21 protein-coding genes are annotated in these 21,762 nt (G+C 63.4%); 8 read left to right on the forward strand and 13 right to left on the reverse strand.

Annotated elements, in window-relative coordinates:
• Positions 1-193 precede the first annotated feature (193 nt).
• Positions 194-1,069 carry a TIGR01459 family HAD-type hydrolase gene (locus AVO45_RS18070; RefSeq protein ID WP_068349834.1) on the forward strand — a complete coding sequence of 292 codons (876 nt, stop codon included), beginning with the start codon at positions 194-196 and terminating at the stop codon, positions 1,067-1,069.
• Between the two features lie 103 nt (positions 1,070-1,172).
• On the forward strand, positions 1,173-1,616 hold the full coding sequence (locus AVO45_RS18075; RefSeq protein ID WP_068349836.1) for a MaoC family dehydratase: 444 nt from the start codon (positions 1,173-1,175) through the stop codon (positions 1,614-1,616).
• 69 nt (positions 1,617-1,685) lie between these two features.
• On the opposite strand, the gene AVO45_RS18080 is transcribed toward AVO45_RS18075, so the two are convergent.
• Both AVO45_RS18080 and AVO45_RS18085 read right to left on the reverse strand, forming a co-directional pair.
• On the reverse strand, positions 1,686-2,675 hold the full coding sequence (locus tag AVO45_RS18080) for a methylenetetrahydrofolate reductase (RefSeq protein ID WP_068349838.1): 990 nt from the start codon (positions 2,673-2,675) through the stop codon (positions 1,686-1,688).
• Positions 2,672-3,253 (reverse strand): methylenetetrahydrofolate reductase C-terminal domain-containing protein, encoded by a 582-nt coding sequence (locus AVO45_RS18085; protein ID WP_068349840.1) that lies wholly within the window; start codon positions 3,251-3,253, stop codon positions 2,672-2,674. The genes AVO45_RS18080 and AVO45_RS18085 overlap by 4 nt, the downstream gene beginning before the upstream one ends.
• Positions 3,254-3,472: 219 nt before the next feature.
• Here AVO45_RS18085 and AVO45_RS18090 point away from each other — a divergent pair, with 219 nt between their 5' ends.
• From AVO45_RS18090 to AVO45_RS18100, 3 genes are read left to right on the forward strand one after another with little or no spacing between them, the layout of a single operon-like run.
• On the forward strand, positions 3,473-4,405 hold the full coding sequence (locus AVO45_RS18090; RefSeq protein WP_068349842.1) for a bifunctional riboflavin kinase/FAD synthetase: 933 nt from the start codon (positions 3,473-3,475) through the stop codon (positions 4,403-4,405).
• Positions 4,402-4,875 carry a YcgN family cysteine cluster protein gene (locus AVO45_RS18095; protein WP_068349844.1) on the forward strand — a complete coding sequence of 158 codons (474 nt, stop codon included), beginning with the start codon at positions 4,402-4,404 and terminating at the stop codon, positions 4,873-4,875. The genes AVO45_RS18090 and AVO45_RS18095 overlap by 4 nt, the downstream gene beginning before the upstream one ends.
• Positions 4,875-5,912, forward strand: a complete 1,038-nt coding sequence (locus AVO45_RS18100) for a threonine aldolase family protein (RefSeq protein WP_068349845.1) — start codon at positions 4,875-4,877, stop codon at positions 5,910-5,912. The genes AVO45_RS18095 and AVO45_RS18100 overlap by 1 nt, the downstream gene beginning before the upstream one ends.
• Here AVO45_RS18100 and AVO45_RS18105 read toward each other — a convergent pair whose 3' ends face one another.
• Positions 5,913-6,725: an alpha/beta fold hydrolase gene (locus AVO45_RS18105; protein WP_068349847.1), complete on the reverse strand. Its 813-nt coding sequence runs from the start codon at positions 6,723-6,725 to the stop codon at positions 5,913-5,915.
• Positions 6,722-7,324 carry a 2-hydroxychromene-2-carboxylate isomerase gene (locus AVO45_RS18110; protein WP_068349849.1) on the reverse strand — a complete coding sequence of 201 codons (603 nt, stop codon included), beginning with the start codon at positions 7,322-7,324 and terminating at the stop codon, positions 6,722-6,724. Before AVO45_RS18110 ends, AVO45_RS18105 begins: the two co-directional genes overlap by 4 nt.
• Positions 7,325-7,431: 107 nt before the next feature.
• Here AVO45_RS18110 and AVO45_RS18115 point away from each other — a divergent pair, with 107 nt between their 5' ends.
• Positions 7,432-8,445, forward strand: a complete 1,014-nt coding sequence (locus tag AVO45_RS18115) for a ribose-phosphate pyrophosphokinase (RefSeq protein WP_068349852.1) — start codon at positions 7,432-7,434, stop codon at positions 8,443-8,445.
• 373 nt (positions 8,446-8,818) lie between these two features.
• Here AVO45_RS18115 and AVO45_RS18120 read toward each other — a convergent pair whose 3' ends face one another.
• The 6 genes from AVO45_RS18120 to AVO45_RS18145 form a co-directional block, all read right to left on the reverse strand.
• Entirely contained in the window at positions 8,819-9,229 is a 411-nt protein-coding gene (locus tag AVO45_RS18120) for a F0F1 ATP synthase subunit epsilon (protein ID WP_068349853.1), read from the reverse strand.
• A 12-nt stretch (positions 9,230-9,241) separates the two neighbouring features.
• Positions 9,242-10,666, reverse strand: coding sequence for a F0F1 ATP synthase subunit beta (gene atpD / locus AVO45_RS18125; RefSeq protein ID WP_068349854.1), 1,425 nt, complete (start codon positions 10,664-10,666; stop codon positions 9,242-9,244).
• 18 nt (positions 10,667-10,684) lie between these two features.
• On the reverse strand, positions 10,685-11,560 hold the full coding sequence (locus tag AVO45_RS18130; protein WP_068349855.1) for a F0F1 ATP synthase subunit gamma: 876 nt from the start codon (positions 11,558-11,560) through the stop codon (positions 10,685-10,687).
• A 12-nt stretch (positions 11,561-11,572) separates the two neighbouring features.
• Positions 11,573-13,111: a F0F1 ATP synthase subunit alpha gene (gene atpA, locus AVO45_RS18135; RefSeq protein ID WP_068349856.1), complete on the reverse strand. Its 1,539-nt coding sequence runs from the start codon at positions 13,109-13,111 to the stop codon at positions 11,573-11,575.
• Positions 13,112-13,672 carry a F0F1 ATP synthase subunit delta gene (locus AVO45_RS18140; RefSeq protein ID WP_068350018.1) on the reverse strand — a complete coding sequence of 187 codons (561 nt, stop codon included), beginning with the start codon at positions 13,670-13,672 and terminating at the stop codon, positions 13,112-13,114.
• Positions 13,673-14,002: 330 nt separating this feature from the next.
• Positions 14,003-14,737 carry a class I SAM-dependent methyltransferase gene (locus AVO45_RS18145; protein WP_068349857.1) on the reverse strand — a complete coding sequence of 245 codons (735 nt, stop codon included), beginning with the start codon at positions 14,735-14,737 and terminating at the stop codon, positions 14,003-14,005.
• A gap of 61 nt (positions 14,738-14,798) precedes the next feature.
• On the opposite strand from AVO45_RS18145, the gene gloB reads away from it, so the two are divergent.
• Both gloB and clpA read left to right on the forward strand, forming a co-directional pair.
• Positions 14,799-15,566 carry a hydroxyacylglutathione hydrolase gene (gene gloB, locus AVO45_RS18150; protein ID WP_205627911.1) on the forward strand — a complete coding sequence of 256 codons (768 nt, stop codon included), beginning with the start codon at positions 14,799-14,801 and terminating at the stop codon, positions 15,564-15,566.
• Positions 15,567-15,741: 175 nt separating this feature from the next.
• Positions 15,742-18,066 (forward strand): ATP-dependent Clp protease ATP-binding subunit ClpA, encoded by a 2,325-nt coding sequence (gene clpA, locus AVO45_RS18155; RefSeq protein ID WP_068349860.1) that lies wholly within the window; start codon positions 15,742-15,744, stop codon positions 18,064-18,066.
• A gap of 131 nt (positions 18,067-18,197) precedes the next feature.
• On the opposite strand, the gene AVO45_RS18160 is transcribed toward clpA, so the two are convergent.
• The 3 genes from AVO45_RS18160 to AVO45_RS18170 form a co-directional block, all read right to left on the reverse strand.
• Entirely contained in the window at positions 18,198-19,961 is a 1,764-nt protein-coding gene (locus AVO45_RS18160) for a peptidoglycan -binding protein (protein ID WP_068349862.1), read from the reverse strand.
• Positions 19,962-19,964: 3 nt separating this feature from the next.
• Complete coding sequence (locus AVO45_RS18165) at positions 19,965-21,143, reverse strand: biopolymer transporter ExbB (RefSeq protein WP_068349864.1); 1,179 nt, start codon at positions 21,141-21,143, stop codon at positions 19,965-19,967.
• 68 nt (positions 21,144-21,211) lie between these two features.
• Complete coding sequence (locus AVO45_RS18170) at positions 21,212-21,742, reverse strand: gamma-glutamylcyclotransferase (RefSeq protein WP_068349866.1); 531 nt, start codon at positions 21,740-21,742, stop codon at positions 21,212-21,214.
• Positions 21,743-21,762 lie beyond the last annotated feature (20 nt).

The raw sequence follows: 21,762 nt of genomic DNA on the forward strand, positions 1-21,762 counted from the left end.
TTATTGCGAGGCTCTGCCTCGCGCTCCGGGATATTTGGAGCCAGATGAAGCATGAGGGTCTTCATTCATCTGGCCGCAAATATCCCGGGGGAGGCGCCCGCAGGGCGGCGGGGGCAGAGCCCCCTCTGGCAAAACGCTTCAAGCTCTGCCATAGCCTTAGTTGCTCAGCAGCCGCTCCCACAATGAGGCCCTCATGACCCAGATAATCACTGCGCTCGATGAGATTTCCGACCGTTACAAGGCACTGTTCGTGGATCTTTGGGGTTGCGTCCACAACGGCGTCACCGCCTATCCCGAGGCCGTGGCCGCCCTGAAAAAATACCGAGCGCAGGGTGGGCTTGTTGTTCTCGTGACCAATTCTCCCAAGCCGCGAGCCGGTGTGGCCGAACAGCTGGAACAGTTCGGCGTGCCGGAGGACGCCTACGACACCATTGCGACCAGCGGCGATTCTGCCCGGGCGGCGATGTTCCAGGGCGCCGTTGGCCGCAAGGTCTATTTCATGGGGGAATGGGAACGGGACGCTGGGTTCTTCGAGCCGCTCAGGCTGCTGGAGAACCCGGTGGAAATCGAACGCGTCCCCCTCGATCAGGCCGAAGGCATCGTTTGCTGCGGCCCGTTTGACCCGATGGCCGACCCGTCGGTCAACCGGCCCGATTTCCTCTATGCCAAACAGAAGGGACTCAAGCTGCTCTGTGCAAACCCGGACATCGTCGTGGACCGGGGCGAAGTGCGCGAATGGTGTGCCGGGGCTCTGGCGCGGCTTTACACCGAGATGGGCGGGGAGAGCCTGTATTTCGGCAAGCCGCATCCGCCGATCTATGACCTGGCCCGTCGCCGCCTGTCGGCGCTTGGCGTCGATGTCCCCGATTCCGACATCCTTGCGATCGGCGATGGGCCCCATACCGACATTGCAGGCGGTATGGGCGAAGGATTCGACACACTCTTCATCACCGGCGGACTGGCCGCATCCGAGACAAAAACATCATACCAGCCGGACCCGGATGCGCTTAAGGCTTATCTGGAAAAGGAAAAAATCGCTCCGACCTACTCGATCGGCCGTTTGCGCTAGCTGATTTTTGACTTGATTTTCTGCAACTGCAAAGTAATAAAGTTGCCACCCGGTGGCCGGATGTGACGTTTTGTTGCCCGGTCGATGACCAAGAGAGGGCGACATGTTGGACAATCTTCCGCGCGGCACGATCTGTATCGAAGACATCGAAATGGGCATGACCCGGCACCTGCGCAAAGTGGTGACGGACGAGGATATCGAGATGTTCGCGCAGGTTTCGACCGACCGGAACCCGGTTCATCTGGATGACGACTATGCCCGCGACACGATTTTTCAGGGCCGCATCGCCCACGGCATGCTGACCGCCGGCCTGATCTCGGCCGTGATCGGTGAACAGTTGCCGGGGCACGGCACGGTCTACATGGGCCAGTCGCTGAAATTCCTCGCCCCCGTGCGCCCGGGCGACATGGTCTATGCCGAGGTCAAGGTGATCGATATCGACATCGCCAAGCGCCGGGTCAAGCTGGACTGCCACTGTTCGGTGGATGGCAAGAAGGTTCTCGTGGGCGAAGCGATGGTTCTGGCCCCGTCCCGCAAGTTCGACTGAGATCGCTTCAGGTTGTCCTCGACAGGCGTCCCAGCGGGCGCCTTTTCCTTTTCAACGCTTTGGAAACCTTCACGCGCGGCGCCCCCGGCTCCGCCCCTTCAGCACGCCGGATTCGAGAATGATCTCGGACACGAGATGTTCGCGCCGGTAGGCCATGACATGCACGCCGGCAACGCCCGCGATCTCGCGTATCTGCTGGATCAGTTCGATGCAGATCTTCTTGCCCTCGTCCGACGGCTTCTCTGCCTTTTCGAGCCGGTCAATGACGTGATCCGGGATGTGGATGCCCGGCACGTTGCTGCGCATCCACCGGGCCGCCCGCGCCGAGGCAAGTGGCCCCACGCCCGCGATGATGAAAACACGCTGATCAAGCCCCTCGTCCCGCACCCGTGCCATGAACTTCTCGAACAGGGGAATGTCGTAGATATAGTTGGTCTGGATGTATTCGGCACCCGCCTCGGCCTTCTTGGCCAGACGGTCGGGCCGCCACTCATAAGGCGGGATGCACGGGTTTTCCGCCGCGCCCAGAAACAGCTGCGGCGGCCGGGTGATCTTGCGCCCGGACAGGAACTGACCCTGATCGCGCATGCTGCGGATGGTTCGCAGCAGGGTGAGCGAGTCGAAGTCGAATACCGGCTTGGCTCCCGGCTGGTCCCCCACCCCCACGCCATCGCCCGTCAGGCACAGCACGTTGCTGACGCCCAGCGCGGCCGCGCCCAGAACATCGCCCTGAATGGCGATGCGGTTCCGGTCGCGGCAGGAGATCTGGTAGACCGGCGAATAGCCTGCCCGCGTCAGCAGAGCGCAGATTCCGATCGAGGACATATGGCAGTTGGCTCCCGACGCGTCCGTCGCGTTGATCGCATCCGCCACCTCGCCCAGGGGCTGCGCCGCCTGGTACACGTCCTCGGGGTCGGCGCTGTCGGGCGGGTTGAGTTCCGCCGTCACCGCGAAGCGCCCCGAACGCAGCACCCGTTCCAGCCTGCTGTGGGAAACGAAGCCCTCGGGCACCGGCAGATAGCCCGTTCGCTCGACTTCTGTATCGCCCGAAGGACTCATTTCCTGGCCTCCCGGTTGATCGCGTTGGCGGGCTCGTCGGCCAGTGGTGCCGACGAGGGTTCGTTCTTGCGCGCCTCGGGAAAGGCCTGCGCCATTGCCAGCCGCGCCGCATCGCGCGCCTCGCGGCGTTTGGCGGCAATCTCGCGGCTGACGCGCAGCCACGAGGACGAGCCGCGCAGCGAGTGTTCGACCGGCGGCAGCACCTGCCTGATCCGCGACGGCCCGTCGCGCATGCGGCTGGCGCCGTCCCACGCCAGCGCCCAGACGCATTTCATCTGCGGTTTCACCTCGCAGAACCCCCCCTCGCGCACGCCGCCGCAGGGGCCATTGCGCAGTTGCTTTGGGCAGTTCATGGGGCAGGACATGCCCGTCGACGACAGCACGCACTGGCCGCACATCTTGCAGTCGAACAGCAGAACCTTGACCCCCTTCTCGACCAGCGCAATGGGGCGTTCGACACGGTTGTAGCCGATTTTGGCGAACAGGGGATCAAGCGCGACCATCCCCTGTTCGACGCGCTTGTAGATCCACTCGAACGCGCGCGCGTGACGGATGGCGAAGAGGCGTAGTCGATACATGCCGCTGGTCCTCCCTGACCCGCGCCGGCACTTGCCGAGGCTGAAATACCCTTTTCGAAACGGGTGGTTAAGCTGGCCGGATTCATAGCTTACACCCCGAGTTTTTCTCAGATCAAGAAACGGATTCCCGCAACACGTGGCAGGCTTTGAACAGGGACGGCAGGTCATGTGGCGAACTGGCGCTTGAACATGCCCCCCAGTCCCGCTACGCAATCGCCCATGCGGATCATCCGGGATTATCAATACGTCGAACCCGAAGACCGCGGCGCCAGCGCCGCGATCGGCAATTTTGACGGGGTTCACATCGGCCACCAGTCGGTGATCGAACTGGCACGCAAGGCCGCGCCCGAGGCCCCCTTGGGCGTTCTGACCTTCGAGCCGCACCCGCGCGAGTTCTTCGCGCCCGACGCGCCTCCGTTCCGCCTGATGCGCGGCAACACACGGGCGCACCGGCTTGAGAAACTGGGGGTCGAGAAGCTCTACGAGCTGAACTTCAACGCTGCCCTGGCGGGGCTCACGCCCGAAGAATTCGCCCGCAACGTGATCCGCGATGGCCTCGGACTGGCGCATGTGGTGGTCGGGGCCGATTTCTGCTTTGGCAAGGGCCGCAGCGGCAACGCCGAGGACATGGCCCGGTTCGGCCGCGAGATGGGGTTCGGTGTCACGATCGCGCCACTGATGGAACGCTCGGAAAACGTGGTCTCCTCGACTGCCATCCGCACCGCCCTGTCCGAAGGTCGCCCCCGAGATGCCGCCACCATGCTGGGCCACTGGCACCGGATCGAGGGCGAGGTGATCGGCGGCGAGCAGCGCGGGCGCGAGTTGGGTTTTCCCACCGCGAACATGACCATCGAAGGGCTGCACCAGCCGAAATTCGGTGTCTATGCCGTGCTGGTCGACGTGCTGGAAGGCCCGCATCAGGGCAGCTACCACGGCGCGGCCTCGGTCGGCACGCGGCCGATGTTCAAGGGCGAGCAGCCCAATATCGAAACCTTCCTGTTCGATTTCTCCGGCGATCTCTATGGCTCCACCCTCTCGGTCGGTCTGGTCGAATACCTGCGCCCCGAGATGACCTTTGACGGCGTCGAGGCGCTGGTTGCGCAGATGCAGGACGACTGCGCGAAGGCGCGCGAAATCCTGGCCGCGCTATGAAACGGGACCCTATAGACCGTGCCGGGCTCGCCCCGCGTTTCTGGGAACGCAAGCCGCTCTCGAAACTCACCGAGCAGGAGTGGGAGGCGCTCTGCGACGGTTGTGGCAAGTGCTGCCTGAACAAGCTCGAGGACGAGGATACCGGCGTCGTCGAGTTGACCTGCGTGGCCTGCCGCCTGCTGGACGACGAGACCTGCCGCTGTACCCAGTATGAGATCCGCCATCAGTTCGTGCCCGAATGCATCGTGCTGAAGCCGGACAACCTGGACACCCACGCCTACTGGATGCCGCAGACCTGCGCCTATCGGCTGCTGTGGGAGGGCAAGCCCCTGTTCGACTGGCATCCGCTGATTTCCGGCACGCCGGACAGCGTGCACGAGGCCGGCGTGTCGGCCCGCGGCCGGACCGTCTCGGAATTCGAAACCCCCGAGGAAGAGTGGGAAGACTACATTATCGAGGAGCCCGTTTGATGTTTTTTGCCTCCGACAATTCCGGCCCCGTCCATCCCGAAGTGATGCAGGCCCTGGCCGAGGCCAACCAGGGCTATGCAATGGCCTACGGCGCCGATGCGCTGATGAACGAGGTACGCGACCATATCCGCGGCATCTTCGATGCGCCCGGCGCGGCGGTCTATCTGGTGGCGACCGGAACGGCGGCCAATTCGCTGGCGCTTGCGACCCTCTCGAACCCGTGGGAGACGATCTTCTGCTCTCCCGTCGCCCATATCCACGAGGACGAGTGCAACGCGCCCGAGTTCTACACCGGCGCCAAGCTGACCCTTGTGCCGGGCGGCGACAAGATGACGCCCGAGGCGCTGCGCGGCGCGATTGCCGCCGAGGAAACCCGCGGGGTGCATGGCCCGCAGCGCGGGCCGGTGTCGATCACGCAGGTCACCGAGCGCGGCTCGGTCTATTCGCTGGACGAATTGCGGGCGCTGTGCGGCGTGGCAAAGGAATACGGCCTGCCCGTTCACATGGACGGCGCGCGTTTCGCCAATGCGCTGGTCGCGCTCGGCTGCTCACCTGCCGAGATGACCTGGCAGGCGGGTGTCGATGCGGTCAGTTTCGGCGGCACCAAGAACGGGTGCATGGGCGTCGAGGCGGTGATCTTTTTCGACGAATCCAAGGCGTGGGAGTTCGAGCTGCGCCGCAAGCGCGGGGCGCATCTGTTCTCGAAACACCGCTACCTGTCGGCGCAGATGGCTGCCTATCTGCGGCATGATCTGTGGCTGCACTCTGCCCGCCGGGCCAATGCCAACTGCGCCCGACTGGTCGAAGGGCTGCGCGCGGCCGGGGCCGAGTTCCTGCACGAACCGCAGGCCAACATCGTCTTTGCCAGCTTCCCCCGCAGCACCCACAAGCGCCTGCACGCGGCCGGCGCGGTCTATCACCTGTGGGGCGCGGAACTGGACGGCGAGGACGAGAACGAAGCCCTGCCCTGCCGGCTGGTCTGCGACTGGTCGATCGGAGCTGACCAGATCGACGAATTCCTGTCGCTTCTGACCTGATCAGACACGCGCCCAGAGGGCGCGCACATGCTCGGCTGTCTCAGTCGGGTGCGTGATCGGCAGCATGTGCCCTGCCCCCTCGACCACCACGCTCGTTGCGTCCGGAAAACGGCGGGCAAGCCCCTCGTTGATCGCTGCGATCACCGGGTGGGTCAGCGATCCGCGCATCAGCAGGATCGGCATCGTGGCCCGATCCAGAATACCTGGCTGCAACAGCCCGACACGATCGGCGAACAAAGCCTGCTCGACGGTCGGCACCACATGGATACCGCGGATCATCGCGGCGCGGGTGCTTTCGGGCAGTTGCGGCCAGCGAGGGCTGTCATCGGTGCTCCACATGCGGTTGAAGAGCCGCGCGGCCATTGCCTCGTCCCCTTCGGCCAGCGCATCCAGATAGGGCTCGGCGTCGTGGTGGTGCTTGTCGATCAGCTCGGGCGCATCCTGTTTGGCAACGGCAAAGAATACCGGCTCGACCAGAACGGCGCTGCGCACCAGGTCCGGGTGTTCGGCAGCCAGACGCAGAGCGACGGCCGCCCCAAAGGAATGGCCGATCACGTCCATCGGTTCGGTCAGTTGCGTCCGCGCAATTTCCGTGATCCGGTCGTAGAAATCCCCCTGCCGGTCCCAGTCCGGGCTGCGCCCGTGCGACAGCATGTCGGGCGCGATGAACGTCGCCTCTTGCGCCAGACGTTCCGCCAGCCCCTTCCACGCGCCCGAATGGGCGATGGTGCAGTGCAGGGCCAGAACCCGGCGCGGGCCCTGACCCAGTTCACGGACGTGAACGGGCTGCGGCAGCACGGGCAGATCCTTCATCCCCTGATCTCCGCCAGATGGGCGTCGAGATCATCGAGCCGGTCCTGCCCCCAGAACCTCTGCCCGTCCGACGTGATGTAGAACGGAGCGCCGAACACGCCGCGATCGACCGCCTCTTCCAGGTTGGCCGCATAGGTCTCGGCCCCGACCAGCAGGCCGCTGTCGGCCAGACCTGGGTCGAACCCGGCTTTCTCAAGGCATTCCCGGATCACCGCATCCTCGGCAATGTCCTTCTCCTCGGCCCAGCAGGCGCGCAGGATCGAGTGGCAGAGTTGACCGACATCGCCGCTGCCGTCCCGGATGGCGGCAATGATGGCGTAAGAGGACGGTGCTGCATTGGTCGGCCAGTGCGCCGGTTGCAGGTTCAGCTTCATGCCCAGCTTCTTCGCCTGCCGCACCAGTTCCTGCGCCCGGTACTCGATCCGCGAGATGTGGCGATCCTTCGGCGGCGTGCCCCCGGTTCGGCCGAACAGCGCCACGATGTCCACCGGCTTGTAGGCGATCGTCGCGCCGTGCTTGGCGGCAAACTCTTCCAGCCGTGTTCCTGCCAGATAGGAATACGGCGAGAGTGTCGCAAAAAAGTAGTCAATATCGGCCATGTTCACTTTCTCCACCTCGCTACCTTTGCGGGACGGTAAGCCCGTGGTAAGCGGTGCCCAAGTCACGAATCTGTCATATATAGCCTGCTGCCCGGGGATAACAGAAGATGCCGACACTCACCGAACCCAAGCTCATCGCTGGGAACGCAAACCTTCCGCTTGCCGAATCCATCGCCAGCCGGATGAGCCTATACCGTGGCGTTGACCAGGAACTGGTCGATGCGCGGGTCGAACGTTTCAATGACGGCGAGATATTCGTCGAGGTGTTCGAGAATGTCCGCGGTGAGGACATGTTCATCATCCAGCCGACCTCGAACCCGGCCAATGACAACCTGATGGAACTGCTGATCATCGCCGACGCGCTGCGCCGGTCGTCGGCGGCCCGGATCACCGCCGTGATCCCCTATTTCGGCTATGCCCGCCAGGACCGCCGCACCAAGGCGCGCACGCCGATCTCGGCCAAGCTGGTGGCCAACATGCTGACCGGCTCGGGGATCGAGCGGGTTCTGACCATGGACCTGCATGCTGCCCAGATCCAGGGTTTCTTCGACATTCCGGTGGACAACCTCTATGCCTCGCCGATCTTCGCGCTGGACGTGCGCAATCATTTCAAGGGCCATATGGAAGACCTGATGGTCGTTTCGCCCGACGTGGGCGGCGTGGCCCGTGCCCGCGAACTGGCCAAGCGCATCAACGCGCCGCTCTCGATCGTGGACAAGCGCCGTGAAAAGCCCGGCGAAGTGGCCGAGATGACGGTGATCGGTGACGTGACCGACAAGATCTGCCTGATCGTGGACGACATCTGCGACACCGCCGGAACGCTGTGCAAGGCGGCCCAGGTCCTGATGGACAAGGGTGCCAAAGAGGTCCACTCCTACATCTCGCACGGCGTCATGAGCGGCCCGGCGGTCGAGCGTGTGACCAATTCGGTGATGAAATCGCTGGTCATCACCGACACGATCCAGCCGACCGAGGCGATCCTGAAGGCGCCGAACATCCGCGTCGTGCCAACCGCGCCGATCTTTACCCAGGCGATCCTGAACATCTGGAACGGCACCTCGGTGTCGTCGCTGTTCGAGGACAAGACCCTGGTCCCGATCTACGAATCCCTCTATCGGTAAGATCTCACCCAGGGGCGGCCTTCGGAGCCGCCCCGATTTTCTTTTGCGAGCCTAACTCGCCGCCGCAGGGCGGTGCGCCGGCCAGATTTCATGAACGCCGGCCAGCAGAACCAAGGCGCGGCGGCAGTGATGGCGACCGTCCCCACGCGCCGGCCAGCCCCATGTCTGCCAAAGCACGGACGGGCAGCCAGCAGAATCCCCACAAGGCCCCTGTTCCAACGACAATCGCCGTGGACAATAGTGTCGTTCGGTCTTGCTGCATGGCCCTGGATCAAGCCGAAAACCGTGCGCCAGACAAAACGATCCGAGAACCGGACGCAAAAAAACGGCCCCGCGAGCGCAGGGCCGTTTCTTGGATCGATCTTTCAGAGCGTCACAGGCTCATATGCGTTCCCAGAGCTTCCATGTCGGCCAGCAACTTGGCCGCGTCATCGACGAGGCTGTGCGGCTCCTGCTCCTTGGCAGCCTCGAGCGAGGCACGCGCCTCGGCAATCAGCTCGTCCAGCTGAGCACGGGTCATTTCGCCGACCGGGATGGCCTTTTCGGCCAGCACCGACAGGGAATCGCCGTTGATCTGGGCAAACCCGCCGGTGACCAGGTATTCGCTGGTCCCTTCGGGAGCTTCGACCTTGAGAATGCCCGGACGCAGCGTGGTGATGGTGGGGGAATGATCGGGCATCGCCGTCATGTCCCCTTCCGCACCGGGGATCTGGACCGCGGTCACCTGAAGCGAAGCAAGGCTCCGCTCCGGGCTCACGAGGTCGAATTGCATCGTGTTTGCCATCAGGGATACTCCTTAGGCGGCTTCTGCGGCCATCTTCTCCGCTTTGGCGATCACTTCGTCGATGCCGCCAACCATCAGGAAGGCCGCTTCGGGCAGGTGGTCGAACTCGCCGGCCACGACACGCTCGAACGAGTCGATGGTGACTTCCAGCGGAACCTGAACACCCGGCGAACCGGTGAACACCTCGGCCACGTCGAACGGCTGCGACAGGAAGCGTTCGATCTTGCGGGCGCGGGCCACGGTCAGCTTGTCCTCTTCCGACAATTCGTCCATGCCGAGGATGGCGATGATGTCCTGCAGCGACTTGTAGCGCTGGAGGATCTGCTGAACGTCGGTCGCAACCTTGTAGTGGCGTTCGCCGACGATGGCCGGGTCAAGCAGGCGCGAGGTCGAGTCGAGCGGGTCCACGGCCGGGTAGATACCCTTTTCCGAGATCGCACGGTTCAGAACGGTGGTTGCGTCGAGGTGCGCGAACGAGGTCGCCGGCGCGGGTTCGGTCAGGTCGTCCGCAGGGACGTAGATCGCCTGCACCGAGGTGATCGAGCCCTTCTTGGTCGAGGTGATGCGCTCCTGCAGAGCGCCCATGTCGGTTGCCAGCGTCGGCTGGTAGCCCACCGCCGAAGGAATACGGCCCAGCAGAGCCGACACCTCGGAGCCCGCCTGCGTGAAGCGGAAGATGTTGTCGACGAAGAACAGAACGTCGGTACCGGACTGGTCGCGGAACTGCTCGGCCAGGGTCAGACCGGTCAGAGCAACACGGGCACGCGCCCCCGGAGGTTCGTTCATCTGACCATAGACCAGGGCCACCTGAGATTCTTCCAGGTTGTCCGGCTTGATCACGTTCGATTCGATCATCTCGTGGTACAGGTCGTTCCCTTCACGGGTCCGTTCACCAACACCGGCGAACACCGAGAAGCCCGAGTGCACTTTGGCGATGTTGTTGATCAGTTCCATGATCAGAACGGTCTTGCCCACGCCGGCGCCGCCGAACAGGCCGATCTTGCCGCCCTTTGCGTAAGGGGCCAGCAGGTCAACGACCTTGATGCCGGTCACCAGGATTTCCGACTCGGTCGACTGTTCGTCGAATTCGGGCGCGGACTGGTGGATGGCGCGGGTTTCGGTCGCCTCAACCGGGCCTTTTTCGTCGATCGGCTCGCCGACCACGTTCAGGATGCGGCCCAGGGTCGCGTTGCCCACCGGCACCGAGATCGGGCCGCCGGTGTCGACGACTTCCGCACCGCGGACCAGACCTTCGGTCGCGTCCATCGCGATGGTGCGGACGGTGTTTTCGCCCAGGTGCTGCGCAACTTCGAGCACCAGACGCTTGCCGTTGTTGTCGGTTTCCAGCGCGTTCAGAATTTCAGGCAGGGCATCATCGAACTGCACGTCAACGACGGCCCCGATGATCTGCGTGATTTTGCCTTTAGCATTCGCCATGTTTCGTCTCCGGTTTTCTTACAGCGCTTCGGCGCCGGAAATAATTTCAATCAGCTCGTTGGTGATCACGGCCTGACGCGAGCGGTTGAACTGGATGGTCAGCTTGTCGATCATCTCGCCCGCGTTGCGGGTCGCGTTGTCCATCGCGCTCATCCGGGCGCCCTGTTCCGATGCGCCGTTCTCGAGCAGAGCCGAGAAGATCTGGGTCGCCACGCCGCGCGGCAGCAGGTCGGCCAGGATCCGCTCTTCGCCGGGCTCGTAGTCATAGACCGCGCCCCCGGTTTCCGCCTCGACATCCTCGAAAGAGGCCGGAATGATCTGCTGAGCCGTCGGGATCTGGGTCACGACGTTCTGGAACTTCGCGTAGAAGATCGTTGCAACGTCGAATTCCTCTTCATCGAACCGGGTCAGGATGTCCTTGGCGATGTCCTGCGCGTTGGCGTAGCCGATGCGCTTGACCTCGCTCAGGTCGATGTGGCCGATGAACAGATCGCCATATTCACGCTTCAGGGCATCGCGGCCTTTCTTGCCGACGGTCAGGATCTTGACCGTCTTGCCCTTGGCGCGCAGCTCGTCCGCCTTGGCGCGGGCGAGCTTGGCGATGTTCGCGTTGAAGCCGCCGCAGAGACCGCGCTCGGCCGTCATGACGACCAGAAGCTGAACCTGATCGCTGCCCGTGCCGCGCAGAAGCTTCGGGGCGCTCTCGCTGTCCCCGACCGAGGCCGCCAGCCCCGCCATCACAGCATTGAACTGCTCGGCATAGGGGCGGGCGCTTTCGGCAGCGTCCTGGGCGCGGCGCAGTTTCGCGGCCGCGACCATCTGCATGGCCTTGGTGATCTTGCGGGTCGATTTGACCGACTCGATCCTGTTTTTTAGGTCCTTCAGACTTGGCATCGCCGCATCTCCTTATGCGAAGGTGGCGGCGTATTCGTCCAGCGCAGCCTTGATCTTGTCGGCAGCCTCACCCTTGATCTTGGGATCTTCGTCGGTGATCCACTGGAGCAGGTCGGCGTGTTTGCCGCGCAGATGTGCCAGCAGGCCAGCCTCGTAACGACCGACGTCCTTCACGTCGATCTTGTCGAGATAGCCGTTGGTGCCGGCGAAGATCACGCAGACGATTTCGGCGTTGGTCAGCGGCGAGTACTGCGGCTGCTTCATCAGCTCGGTCAGGCGCGCACCACGGTTCAGCAGCTGCTGGGTGGCGGCATCCAGGTCGGAACCGAACTGGGCGAACGCGGCCATCTCACGATACTGGGCCAGTTCCAGTTTCACCGGGCCGGCGACCGACTTCATGGCGTTGGTCTGGGCCGACGAGCCCACGCGCGAAACCGACAGACCGGTGTTCACGGCGGGACGGATGCCCTGGTAGAACAGCTCGGTTTCCAGGAAGATCTGGCCGTCGGTGATCGAGATCACGTTGGTCGGAATAAAGGCCGACACGTCGCCGCCCTGGGTTTCGATGACCGGCAGAGCGGTCAGCGAACCGGCGCCGAAGTCTTCGTTCAGCTTGGCCGAACGCTCCAGCAGGCGCGAGTGCAGGTAGAAAACGTCGCCCGGATAGGCTTCGCGTCCCGGCGGACGGCGCAGCAGCAGCGACATCTGACGATATGCGACGGCCTGTTTCGACAGGTCATCGTAGATGATCAGAGCGTGGCGGCCGTTGTCGCGGAAGTATTCGGCCATCGCGGTTGCGGCATAGGGTGCCAGAAACTGCATCGGTGCCGGGTCGGACGCGGTTGCGGCCACGACGATCGAGTATTCGATGGCGCCGGACTCTTCCAGTTTCTTCACCAGCTGGGCCACGGTCGAACGCTTCTGGCCGATGGCCACGTAGACGCAGTACAGCTTTTTCGATTCATCGTCGCCGGCGGCGTCGTTGTAGACCTTCTGGTTCAGGATGGTGTCCAGAGCCACGGCCGTTTTACCGGTCTGACGGTCGCCGATGATCAGCTCGCGCTGGCCGCGGCCGATCGGGATCATCGCGTCAACCGACTTCAGGCCGGTCGCCATCGGCTCGTGCACCGACTTACGCGGGATGATGCCGGGCGCCTTGACGTCTGCGATGCCGCGCTGCTTGGCGTTGATCGGGCCCTTGCCGTCCAGCGGGTTGCCAAGGCCGTCAACGACCCGGCCCAGCAGCTCGTCACCGATCGGAACGTCCACGATCGCGTTGGTGCGCTTGACGGTGTCACCTTCCTTGATGTCACGGTCACTGCCGAAGATCACGACACCGACGTTGTCGGCTTCGAGGTTCAGCGCCATGCCCATGATGCCGCCCGGGAACTCGACCATTTCACCGGCCTGCACGTTGTCGAGGCCATACACGCGGGCAATCCCGTCGCCGACACTCAGCACGCGGCCGATTTCGGCCACTTCTGCTTCCTGACCAAAGTTCTTGATCTGGTCCTTCAGGATTGCAGAAATCTCTGCAGCTTGGATACCCATTTATCCGACCTCTTTCATTGCATTCTGGAGGGAGTTGAGCTTGGAGCGGATCGAACTGTCGATCATCTTCGAGCCCACTTTGACGACAAGACCGCCGATGAGGTTCTCATCAACGGTCGCATTTACTTTCACGGTCTTGCCCACACGCTCGGACAGCGTCTTGGACAGTTTTTCCATCTGGGTCTTGGTCAGCGGCTTGGCCGACGCGACCTCGGCGGTCACTTCGCCGCGCTCTTCGGCCAGCATGTCACGCAGGACCTTGAGCAGCTGAGGCACCACGAACAGGCGACGCTTCTGCGCCATCAGGCCCAGCGAGTTGCGCAGCACGGCGTTCAGCCCCATCTTGTCGGCAATCGCGGTGATGGCTGCCTCTTGCTCGGCGCGCGAGATCAGCGGAGAGGCGATCAGTTGACGAAGATCGGCACTTGCGTCCAGCGCCTCGGCCAGATCGTTGACCCCGGCCTCGAGGCCTGCAAGATCATTGTTCTCTTTTGCGATCTCGAAGATCGCGGTGGCATAGCGCTCGGCGATGCCTGCGGAAATCGAAGCTGGTTCGGACACGTCCACCCTTCCGATATTTTTGGCCCCGAATTCGCTTGGCTTTCGCTTCCCCGGGGGCGTGACGAAGCCCCGCCGAAAGGCAGGGCACGAAAATCACCGGGGATGTAGCAGAGCGCTCCCAACCTCGCAATACAGTATAGCGGTAACAGAGTTATCCACAAAATATTTGTTTTCAATGACTTGCCACAACTGCGACCCTTTGGACCCCGATCTGGGCTTGAAAATTGTTACCAACTTGCAGGTTTTCGCGATTCCTGTGACGGATTTGGCGCAATTTCAGTCCAAAGCCGAGCCGAGCCGGATACTCAAGAAAAACCGGCCTCTCCGGCCTCAAACCGGCTTCAACAAACCGTCCAGCGCCTTGACGGTGCGGCGGGGCGTATCCTTGGCGACGTTGCCGCGCGGAGGATGCACGCGCTTGCTGACTTCGACCATCAGCACCCCCCCCGCCATGATCGTCGGCAGTCTCTGGCCTGTCTTTTCGATGAGGTTGCCCGACTTCAGCCAGAAGCGCCGGTAAGATGGCGGAAGATACAGCGCCGAGCAATGGGCCTCGGGCAGGAACTGGTGGATCTTGAGTTGGGATTCCAACTGACCCAACGTGTAGGGGCGTCCGAAGCCAAAAGGCGTCTTGTCCGATCGCGACCACAGCCCGGCGCGGTTCGGCACGATGAAGATGGCCTTGCCCCCCGGCCCCAGCACCCGCCAGCACTCGTCCAGCAACTGGCTGGGCCGCTCCGAGGTTTCCAGCCCATGCATGACCACCAGCTTGTCGACATGGCCCGTCTCGATCGGCCAATGCGTCTCTTCGCTGAGCACCGAGACATTGGGCATCCCCGCCGGCCAGGGCATGACCCCCTGCGGCCCCGGCATCACCCCGATCACCCGGCGGGATTCGGCCAGGTAGGGCCGCAGCAGCGGCACAGCAAAGCCGAAGCCCGCAACGGTCTGGCCCTTGGCCTCTGGCCATATCTGCAGCAGGCGCCCCCGGATCGCGGCTTGCGCGGCACGGCCCAGCGTGCTGCGATAGTAGAAATTCCTCAGATCCTGCACGTCGAGATGCATTGCGGACACCTGCTCGATCGGCTTAGCTGGATGCAGTCTAGCAATGAAAGGGCAAAAGACCATGCCTCTCGAGATCGTCACGATTCCCTGCCTCAGCGACAATTACGCGTTCCTGGCGCATTCCGCTGAAAGCGGCGAGACCGCTCTGGTCGACGCGCCCGAAGCCGCGCCGATCCTTGCGGAACTGTCCAGGCGCGGCTGGCGGCTGAGCCATGTCCTGCTCACCCATCACCACTATGACCACGTTGACGGACTGGCCGAGATCCTGGCCGAGCACCCAGCCCGCGTTGTTGGTGCTGCGGCCGATGCCCATCGTCTGCCGCCGCTGGATGTTCGCGTTTCCGATGGCGATACGTTCAAGGTCGGGGGCGAACTGGTTCGGGTTCTTGAGGTGCCCGGGCACACGATCGGCCATGTCGCCTATTACATGCCGCAAAGCCGCGTGGTCTTTACGGCCGACAGCCTGATGGCGCTGGGCTGCGGGCGTCTGTTCGAAGGCACCGCGCCACAGATGTGGGCCTCGCTGAGCAAGCTGGCGGCCCTGCCCGATGACACGCTGGTCTGTTCGGGCCACGAATACACGCAGGCAAACGGCCGCTTCGCCGAAACCATCGAACCGGAAAACCCCGCCTTGCAGCGGCGCATCGCGGACATCGCCCGTGCTCGGGCCGCCGGGGAGCCCACGGTGCCGTCACTGCTTGCATTGGAAAAGGCGACAAACCCTTTCCTGCGCGCCGCAGAACCCGGAATTCAGGCAAACCTCGGCATGACGGGGGCGGACCCTGCCGATGTTTTCGCCGAAATCCGCGCCCGGAAAGATCGTTTCTGACGGCAAAAAAGTATTCCTCACAGCCACGGTCACAGGAAATGTGACTGTCAAGAGCAAGAAAACCCTTGAAGCCGGGCGATGATCAACCAAACTCTATAGTTATGAGGACATGGTTGGACTGGGGCTCTGACCGCAACTCGGCCCCGTTCCCGACCCAAGACAGAGGAGCACCCGCGTGCCTTCATTCTCGAGCACATTAGAACAAGCCATTCACGCCGCTCTTGCGGCGGCAAACGAGCGGCACCATGAATTCGCGACGCTGGAGCATCTGCTGCTGGCCCTGCTGGAAGAACCCGATGCCGTGCGTGTCATGAAGGCATGCAGTGTCAACCTGAACGAGTTGCGCAGCACCTTGATCGAATTCATCGACGAAGACCTGTCGAACCTCGTCACCGATATCGACGGGTCCGAGGCCGTGCCGACGGCGGCATTCCAGCGCGTGATCCAGCGCGCCGCGATCCATGTCCAAAGCTCGGGACGAACCGAAGTGACCGGCGCGAACGTGCTCGTGGCGATTTTTGCCGAGCGTGAAAGCAACGCGGCCTATTTCCTGCAAGAGCAGGACATGACCCGCTATGACGCGGTGAACTTCATCGCCCACGGTGTCGCCAAGGATCCGGCTTACGGCGAAAGCCGCCCCGTCACGGGTGCCGATCAGGCCGAGGAAGAGACGCAAAACACCAACAGCGAGGCGGACCAGAAGGAAAGCGCGCTCGGGAAATACTGCGTCGACCTGAACGCCAAGGCCCGCGCCGGCGATGTCGACCCGCTGATCGGGCGCGCCGACGAGGTCGAGCGCTGCATCCAGGTGCTGTGCCGCCGCCGCAAGAACAATCCGCTTCTGGTGGGTGATCCGGGCGTCGGCAAGACAGCCATCGCCGAGGGTCTTGCCTACAAGATCGTTCAGGGCGAAGCACCCGAGGTTTTGGCGAACACCACAATCTACGCACTCGACATGGGCGCGCTGCTGGCCGGCACCCGGTATCGCGGTGACTTCGAAGAGCGCCTCAAGGCGGTGGTGACCGAGCTTGAAGAACACCCCGACGCGGTGCTGTTCATCGACGAAATCCATACCGTGATTGGTGCGGGCGCCACGTCGGGCGGGGCGATGGATGCCTCGAACCTGCTCAAGCCGGCCCTGCAGGGCGGCAAGCTGCGCACCATGGGATCGACCACCTACAAGGAGTTCCGCCAGCATTTCGAAAAGGACCGCGCCCTTTCCCGCCGGTTCCAGAAAATCGACGTGAACGAACCTTCGGTCGAGGACAGCGTGAAGATCCTCAAGGGTCTCAAGCCCTATTTCGAGAAGCACCACGACATCAAGTACACCGCCGACGCGATCAAGAGCGCGGTGGAACTGTCGGCACGCTACATCAACGACCGCAAGCTGCCCGACAAGGCGATCGACGTGATCGACGAGGCCGGGGCGGCACAACACCTGGTGGCCGAAAGCAAGCGCCGCAAGACGATCGGCGTGAAGGAGATCGAGGCGGTGGTCGCCAAGATCGCCCGCATTCCGCCCAAGAACGTCACCAAGGACGATGCCGAGGCTCTGAAAGATCTCGAGTCCTCGCTGAAACGTGTCGTCTTCGGTCAGGACGAGGCCATCGAGGCGCTGGCAAGCGCCATCAAGCTGGCCCGTGCCGGTCTGCGCGAGCCTGAAAAGCCCATCGGCAACTACCTGTTCGCCGGCCCGACCGGCGTCGGCAAGACCGAGGTCGCCAAGCAGCTGGCCGATACTCTGGGCGTGGAGCTGCTGCGCTTCGACATGTCGGAATATATGGAGAAGCACGCGGTCTCCCGTCTGATCGGCGCGCCTCCGGGCTATGTCGGCTTCGATCAGGGAGGCCTGCTGACCGACGGCGTCGACCAGCACCCGCATTGCGTGCTGCTGCTGGACGAGATCGAGAAGGCGCACCCGGACGTGTTCAACATCCTGCTGCAGGTGATGGATCACGGCGAGTTGACCGATCACAACGGCCGCACGGTGAATTTCCGCAACGTGGTGCTGATCATGACCTCGAACGCGGGCGCGCAGGAGCAGGCCAAGGCGGCCATCGGCTTTGGCCGCGACCGGCGCGAGGGCGAAGACACCGCTGCCATCGAGCGCATGTTCTCGCCGGAATTCCGCAACCGTCTGGACGCCGTCATCTCCTTCGCGCCGCTGCCGAAGGAGGTCATCCTGCAGGTGGTCGAGAAATTCGTGCTGCAACTCGAAGCACAACTGCTCGACCGTGGCGTGACCATCGACCTGACACCGGCTGCCGCCGAATGGCTGGCCGACAAGGGCTATGACGACAAGATGGGCGCCCGCCCGCTGGGCCGGGTGATCCAGGAAAACATCAAGAAGCCTCTGGCCGAGGAACTGCTGTTCGGCAAACTGGCCAAGGGCGGCATCGTTCGGGTCACCGTCAAGGATGGCGAGCTGGATCTGGAAATTCATGGCCCTGGCCAGCCACGTATCTCGGGCAAGAAACCTCCGCTGCTGACGGCGGACTGACGGTTTCCCATCCGAAAAACAGACACCCGCGGCACAACCTGCTGCGGGTGTTTCTTTTTGGTGGCGACGGTGCTGTCCGATGACCCACAGGGCGCCACCTGCATCGGCCCGGGTTTCGATTGCGCGGGCGGTTACTTTTCGGTCAGTTTCAACTCGATCCGGCGGTTCTGGGCGCGGGCCTCGGGCGTGTCGGCGGTATTGACCGGCTGGAACTCGCCAAACCCGTTTGCCGAAAGCCTGTTCGGCGGAATGCCCAGTTCCTCGACCATGTAGCGCACCACCGACAGGGCGCGCGCCTGGCTGAGTTCCCAGTTGTCCCTGTAGCGCCCGTTTCCAACCAGCGGGATGTTGTCGGTATGGCCATCGACCCGGATGATCCAGTTGATTTCTGGCGGGATCTCGCTGGCGATACTACGCAGGATGTTGGCGACCTTGGCCACCTCCTGCCTGCCTTCGGGGGACAGTTCAGCCGAACCCGGATCGAACAGCACTTCCGAGGAGAACACGAACCGGTCGCCCTCGATCCGGATGCCTTCCTGATGCCCCAGAAGGTCGCGCAGCCGACCGAAGAATTCCGAGCGATACCGTTCGAGATCCTTGGCCTTTGCTGCCAGTTCCTCTTTTTCACCTTCCAAGGCCTTGGCCTCGGCCTCCAGCCGTTTGCGCTCGGCCTCTTCCAGCAGGCGGCGCTTGCGCTCTTCCGAGGCTGCACGGGCCAGCGCCGCGTTCAGGTCCTGCCCCAGTGTCTGGATCTGGATATTGGCGGCCTCGTTGCGCTCCTTGTAGTCGTCCAGCAGCGCCTGCAACGACCCCAACTGTGTGCGCAGAGCCGCGATCTGCTGGTTGAGCAGCGCCGCCTGCCTGTGCGCCTCTTCCGAGATGGCTTTTTCCTCGGCAAGGGTTTCGCGCGCCGTGGCCAGCAAGGCCGCCCGTTCCTCGGCCAGCGTCCTTTGCGACTCGGCGGCGGCTTCGGCTTCGGCCCGCGCCTCGAGAGCCGCCTGCAACTGTTGCTTCAACTCCTCGGGGTTGAGTTCTCCGAAACGCCGCTCCAACTCGCGCTTGGCGGCCTCCGCCGCAGCCAGCAGCGTCAAAGTTTCCTCGGCCTCTTTCCGCTGCGCCTCCAGCGCAAGGGTCATCGCCGTCAGTTCCGCATCCGCGTTCTGCAGCCTTTCACGCAGGGCTTCGGCGGCGGCAGCCTCGGCCAGACGGGCGGCCTCTTCCTCGCCCAGTTGCTGCTCCAACGTCTCGATCCGCGCCGCGTTTTCCTCGCCGCTGCGTTCCAGATCCGCCACCAGCGCCTCGAGCGCCTCGCGGCGTGCCGCGGCCAGACGGGCGGCTTCGGCTTGCGCGTCGATCTCCTCGCGGCTGCGGGCCAGCGCCAGGTTCAGCGCCTCCTGTTCCGAAAGCAGTTCCTCGCGCGCGGCCTGCAACTCTTCGCGTTCCGCCTCGAGCGCCGCGATGCTGCCCCGGGCGCGCTCCTGCTCGGTCAGAAGCGCCGCCACCTGGGCCTCGAAATCGGTGATCCGCGTCTGGGCCGCCTGCAGTTCCTCGGCCTGCCGGTCCCGCTCGGTCGTCAGCGAGGCAATCAGGGCGCGGGCCTGCACCAGATCGTCTTCGGTCTGGGTCAAGGTTGCGTTCAATGCCCCCAGCCGGGCCTGCAGGCGGCTGTTCTCGCGTTCTTCAAGGCCCAGTGCCGAAGCCAACGCCGACACCTCGTTCGCCAGCGCGCTCAACTCGTCCTCCTGCCCCGAGATCGTCTCGCGCAGAACGAACTGCACGACCATGAAAATGGTCAGCACGAAGGTCAGCACCATCAGCAGCCCGGTCATCGCATCCACGAATCCGGGCCACACAGACCCCTGGAAACGTTGACCGGTGCGGCGGGACAGGGCCATGGGTCACTCTCCGTCAGGCGCGGTGCGCATTGGACCCCGAGAATGAGACAGCGCCTTGACCAGCAGGTCAATGTCCTTGCGAAGCTCGATCATGCTTTCCTGGCGCCCGGCGGAAATCTCTTCGAGAATGCGCAGCAACTGCACGTCCATCGAGCGCAGCCGCATCCGGCTTTCCGCATCGATCCCGTCGCCCGCACCTTTTTCGCGCATGTGGTCGAGCAGCGCCTCCTGCCCCAGGGCAACGCGATCCAGCGCGGCGACGACCCCTTCGGTGTCCTGTTGCCGTTGGTTCATCTCTCCGATCACATCGATCAGATGGCCCAGTTTGGAGGCCACCTCGATATTACCCTTCTCGCTGGCCGAGAACATTGTCTGCAGCGCGTCCATCTGTTCGGACATCGCCTCGAGGATCGGCGTGAGCACGGCCAGTTCCGCACCGCCCTCGTCCCCGGCGGCAAAGCCCACGCGGGTGATGGTCGAAAGCCACTCCTCGAGCTCGCGATAGAACCGGTTCTGCCCGTGGCCGGCGAACAGTTCCAGCAGGCCCACGATCAGCGACCCGGCCAGACCGAGCAGCGACGAGCCAAAGGCCACGCCCATGCCTCCGAGCTGAGCTTCGAGCCCCGTCATCAGCCGATTGAACACGGCCAGACCTTCTTCGCCTTCCTGCGGATTCAGGCTGCGAATGGTGTCGACGACGGCGGGAACCGTGGTTGCCAGACCGAAAAACGTGCCCAGCAGGCCCAGATAGATCAACACGTTGGTGATGTAGCGGGTGATCTCGCGCTCTTCCTCGATCCGTTCCGAAACCGAGTCGAGGATCGAGCGGGTCGAGGTGGAGCTGATCTGCATTCGCGCGCCCCGCGAGCCCAATAGCGACGCCAGCGGCGCCAGCAGTTGCGGCGGCCGCGTCCCGTCACGTTCCACACCGCTGACAAACTGTTCGATCCAGCGCACCGAGCCGATCAACTGGATCACCTGGTAAAAACAGGCAAGCACGCCAATCACGAAGACAAGCAGAATGAAACCGTTGAGATAGGGGTTTGCCTCGAATACCGGCAAGACCCGCGGCAATGCGATGAACACGCCGAACCCGGACAAGGCAATCACGATCAGCATCATCACGATCTGTCGGATCGGTTGCGAGAAAAGCGGCCTCGCCTCGTGGTGTGCCTGCGCCATGCGCCTTGTTCCTGATGTTATCTGCTCTTGTTCAAACCTATCGGCATTTTACGGTTTACGCCAAGAGTTTATGCCATCAGACCCCGGACCCGCTCGGACAACCATTCCAGATCCGGGTCATGCAGTCCGATTTCCGCCAGATGCTCGGTGGTGTTGAACAGGTATTCGGTGTTCGGCCCCCTGCCCCCGACCGCGCGGGCGATGATGTGGGCCTGTTCCTCGAGTGGCATGCCGCCGCAATACTGAACATGATGCGGGTCGATCACATAGGTCACCGCGTTCACCACCTCGCCGCAATCGAGGTGCACGTCCAGCACCCGTTCCAGGTAAGCCGAGGAAACCAGCTCGCGCTCGCGCAGCTCGGCCAGCGTTCTTTCTTCGTGGCCGGCTTCGACGGCAAGCGCCACCCCCTTGCAATGCGCCCCGTCCACCTCGTCCAGCGCCAGCACCAGGCCGGGGGTTTCCTCGGTTCCGCGGTGGTGGATGGAACTCATGCAGAACGACCGGGCATAGCCATGCAGTGTCGCAAGCTCGCTGCGGGCCACCGGAAAGCCGGGATTCCACAGAAGTGATCCATATCCGAACACCCACATCGTCATCGCGCTGGTCCTTGCCGTTT

It is taken from the genome of Ruegeria marisrubri, assembly GCF_001507595.1.
Lineage (GTDB): Bacteria > Pseudomonadota > Alphaproteobacteria > Rhodobacterales > Rhodobacteraceae > Ruegeria > Ruegeria marisrubri.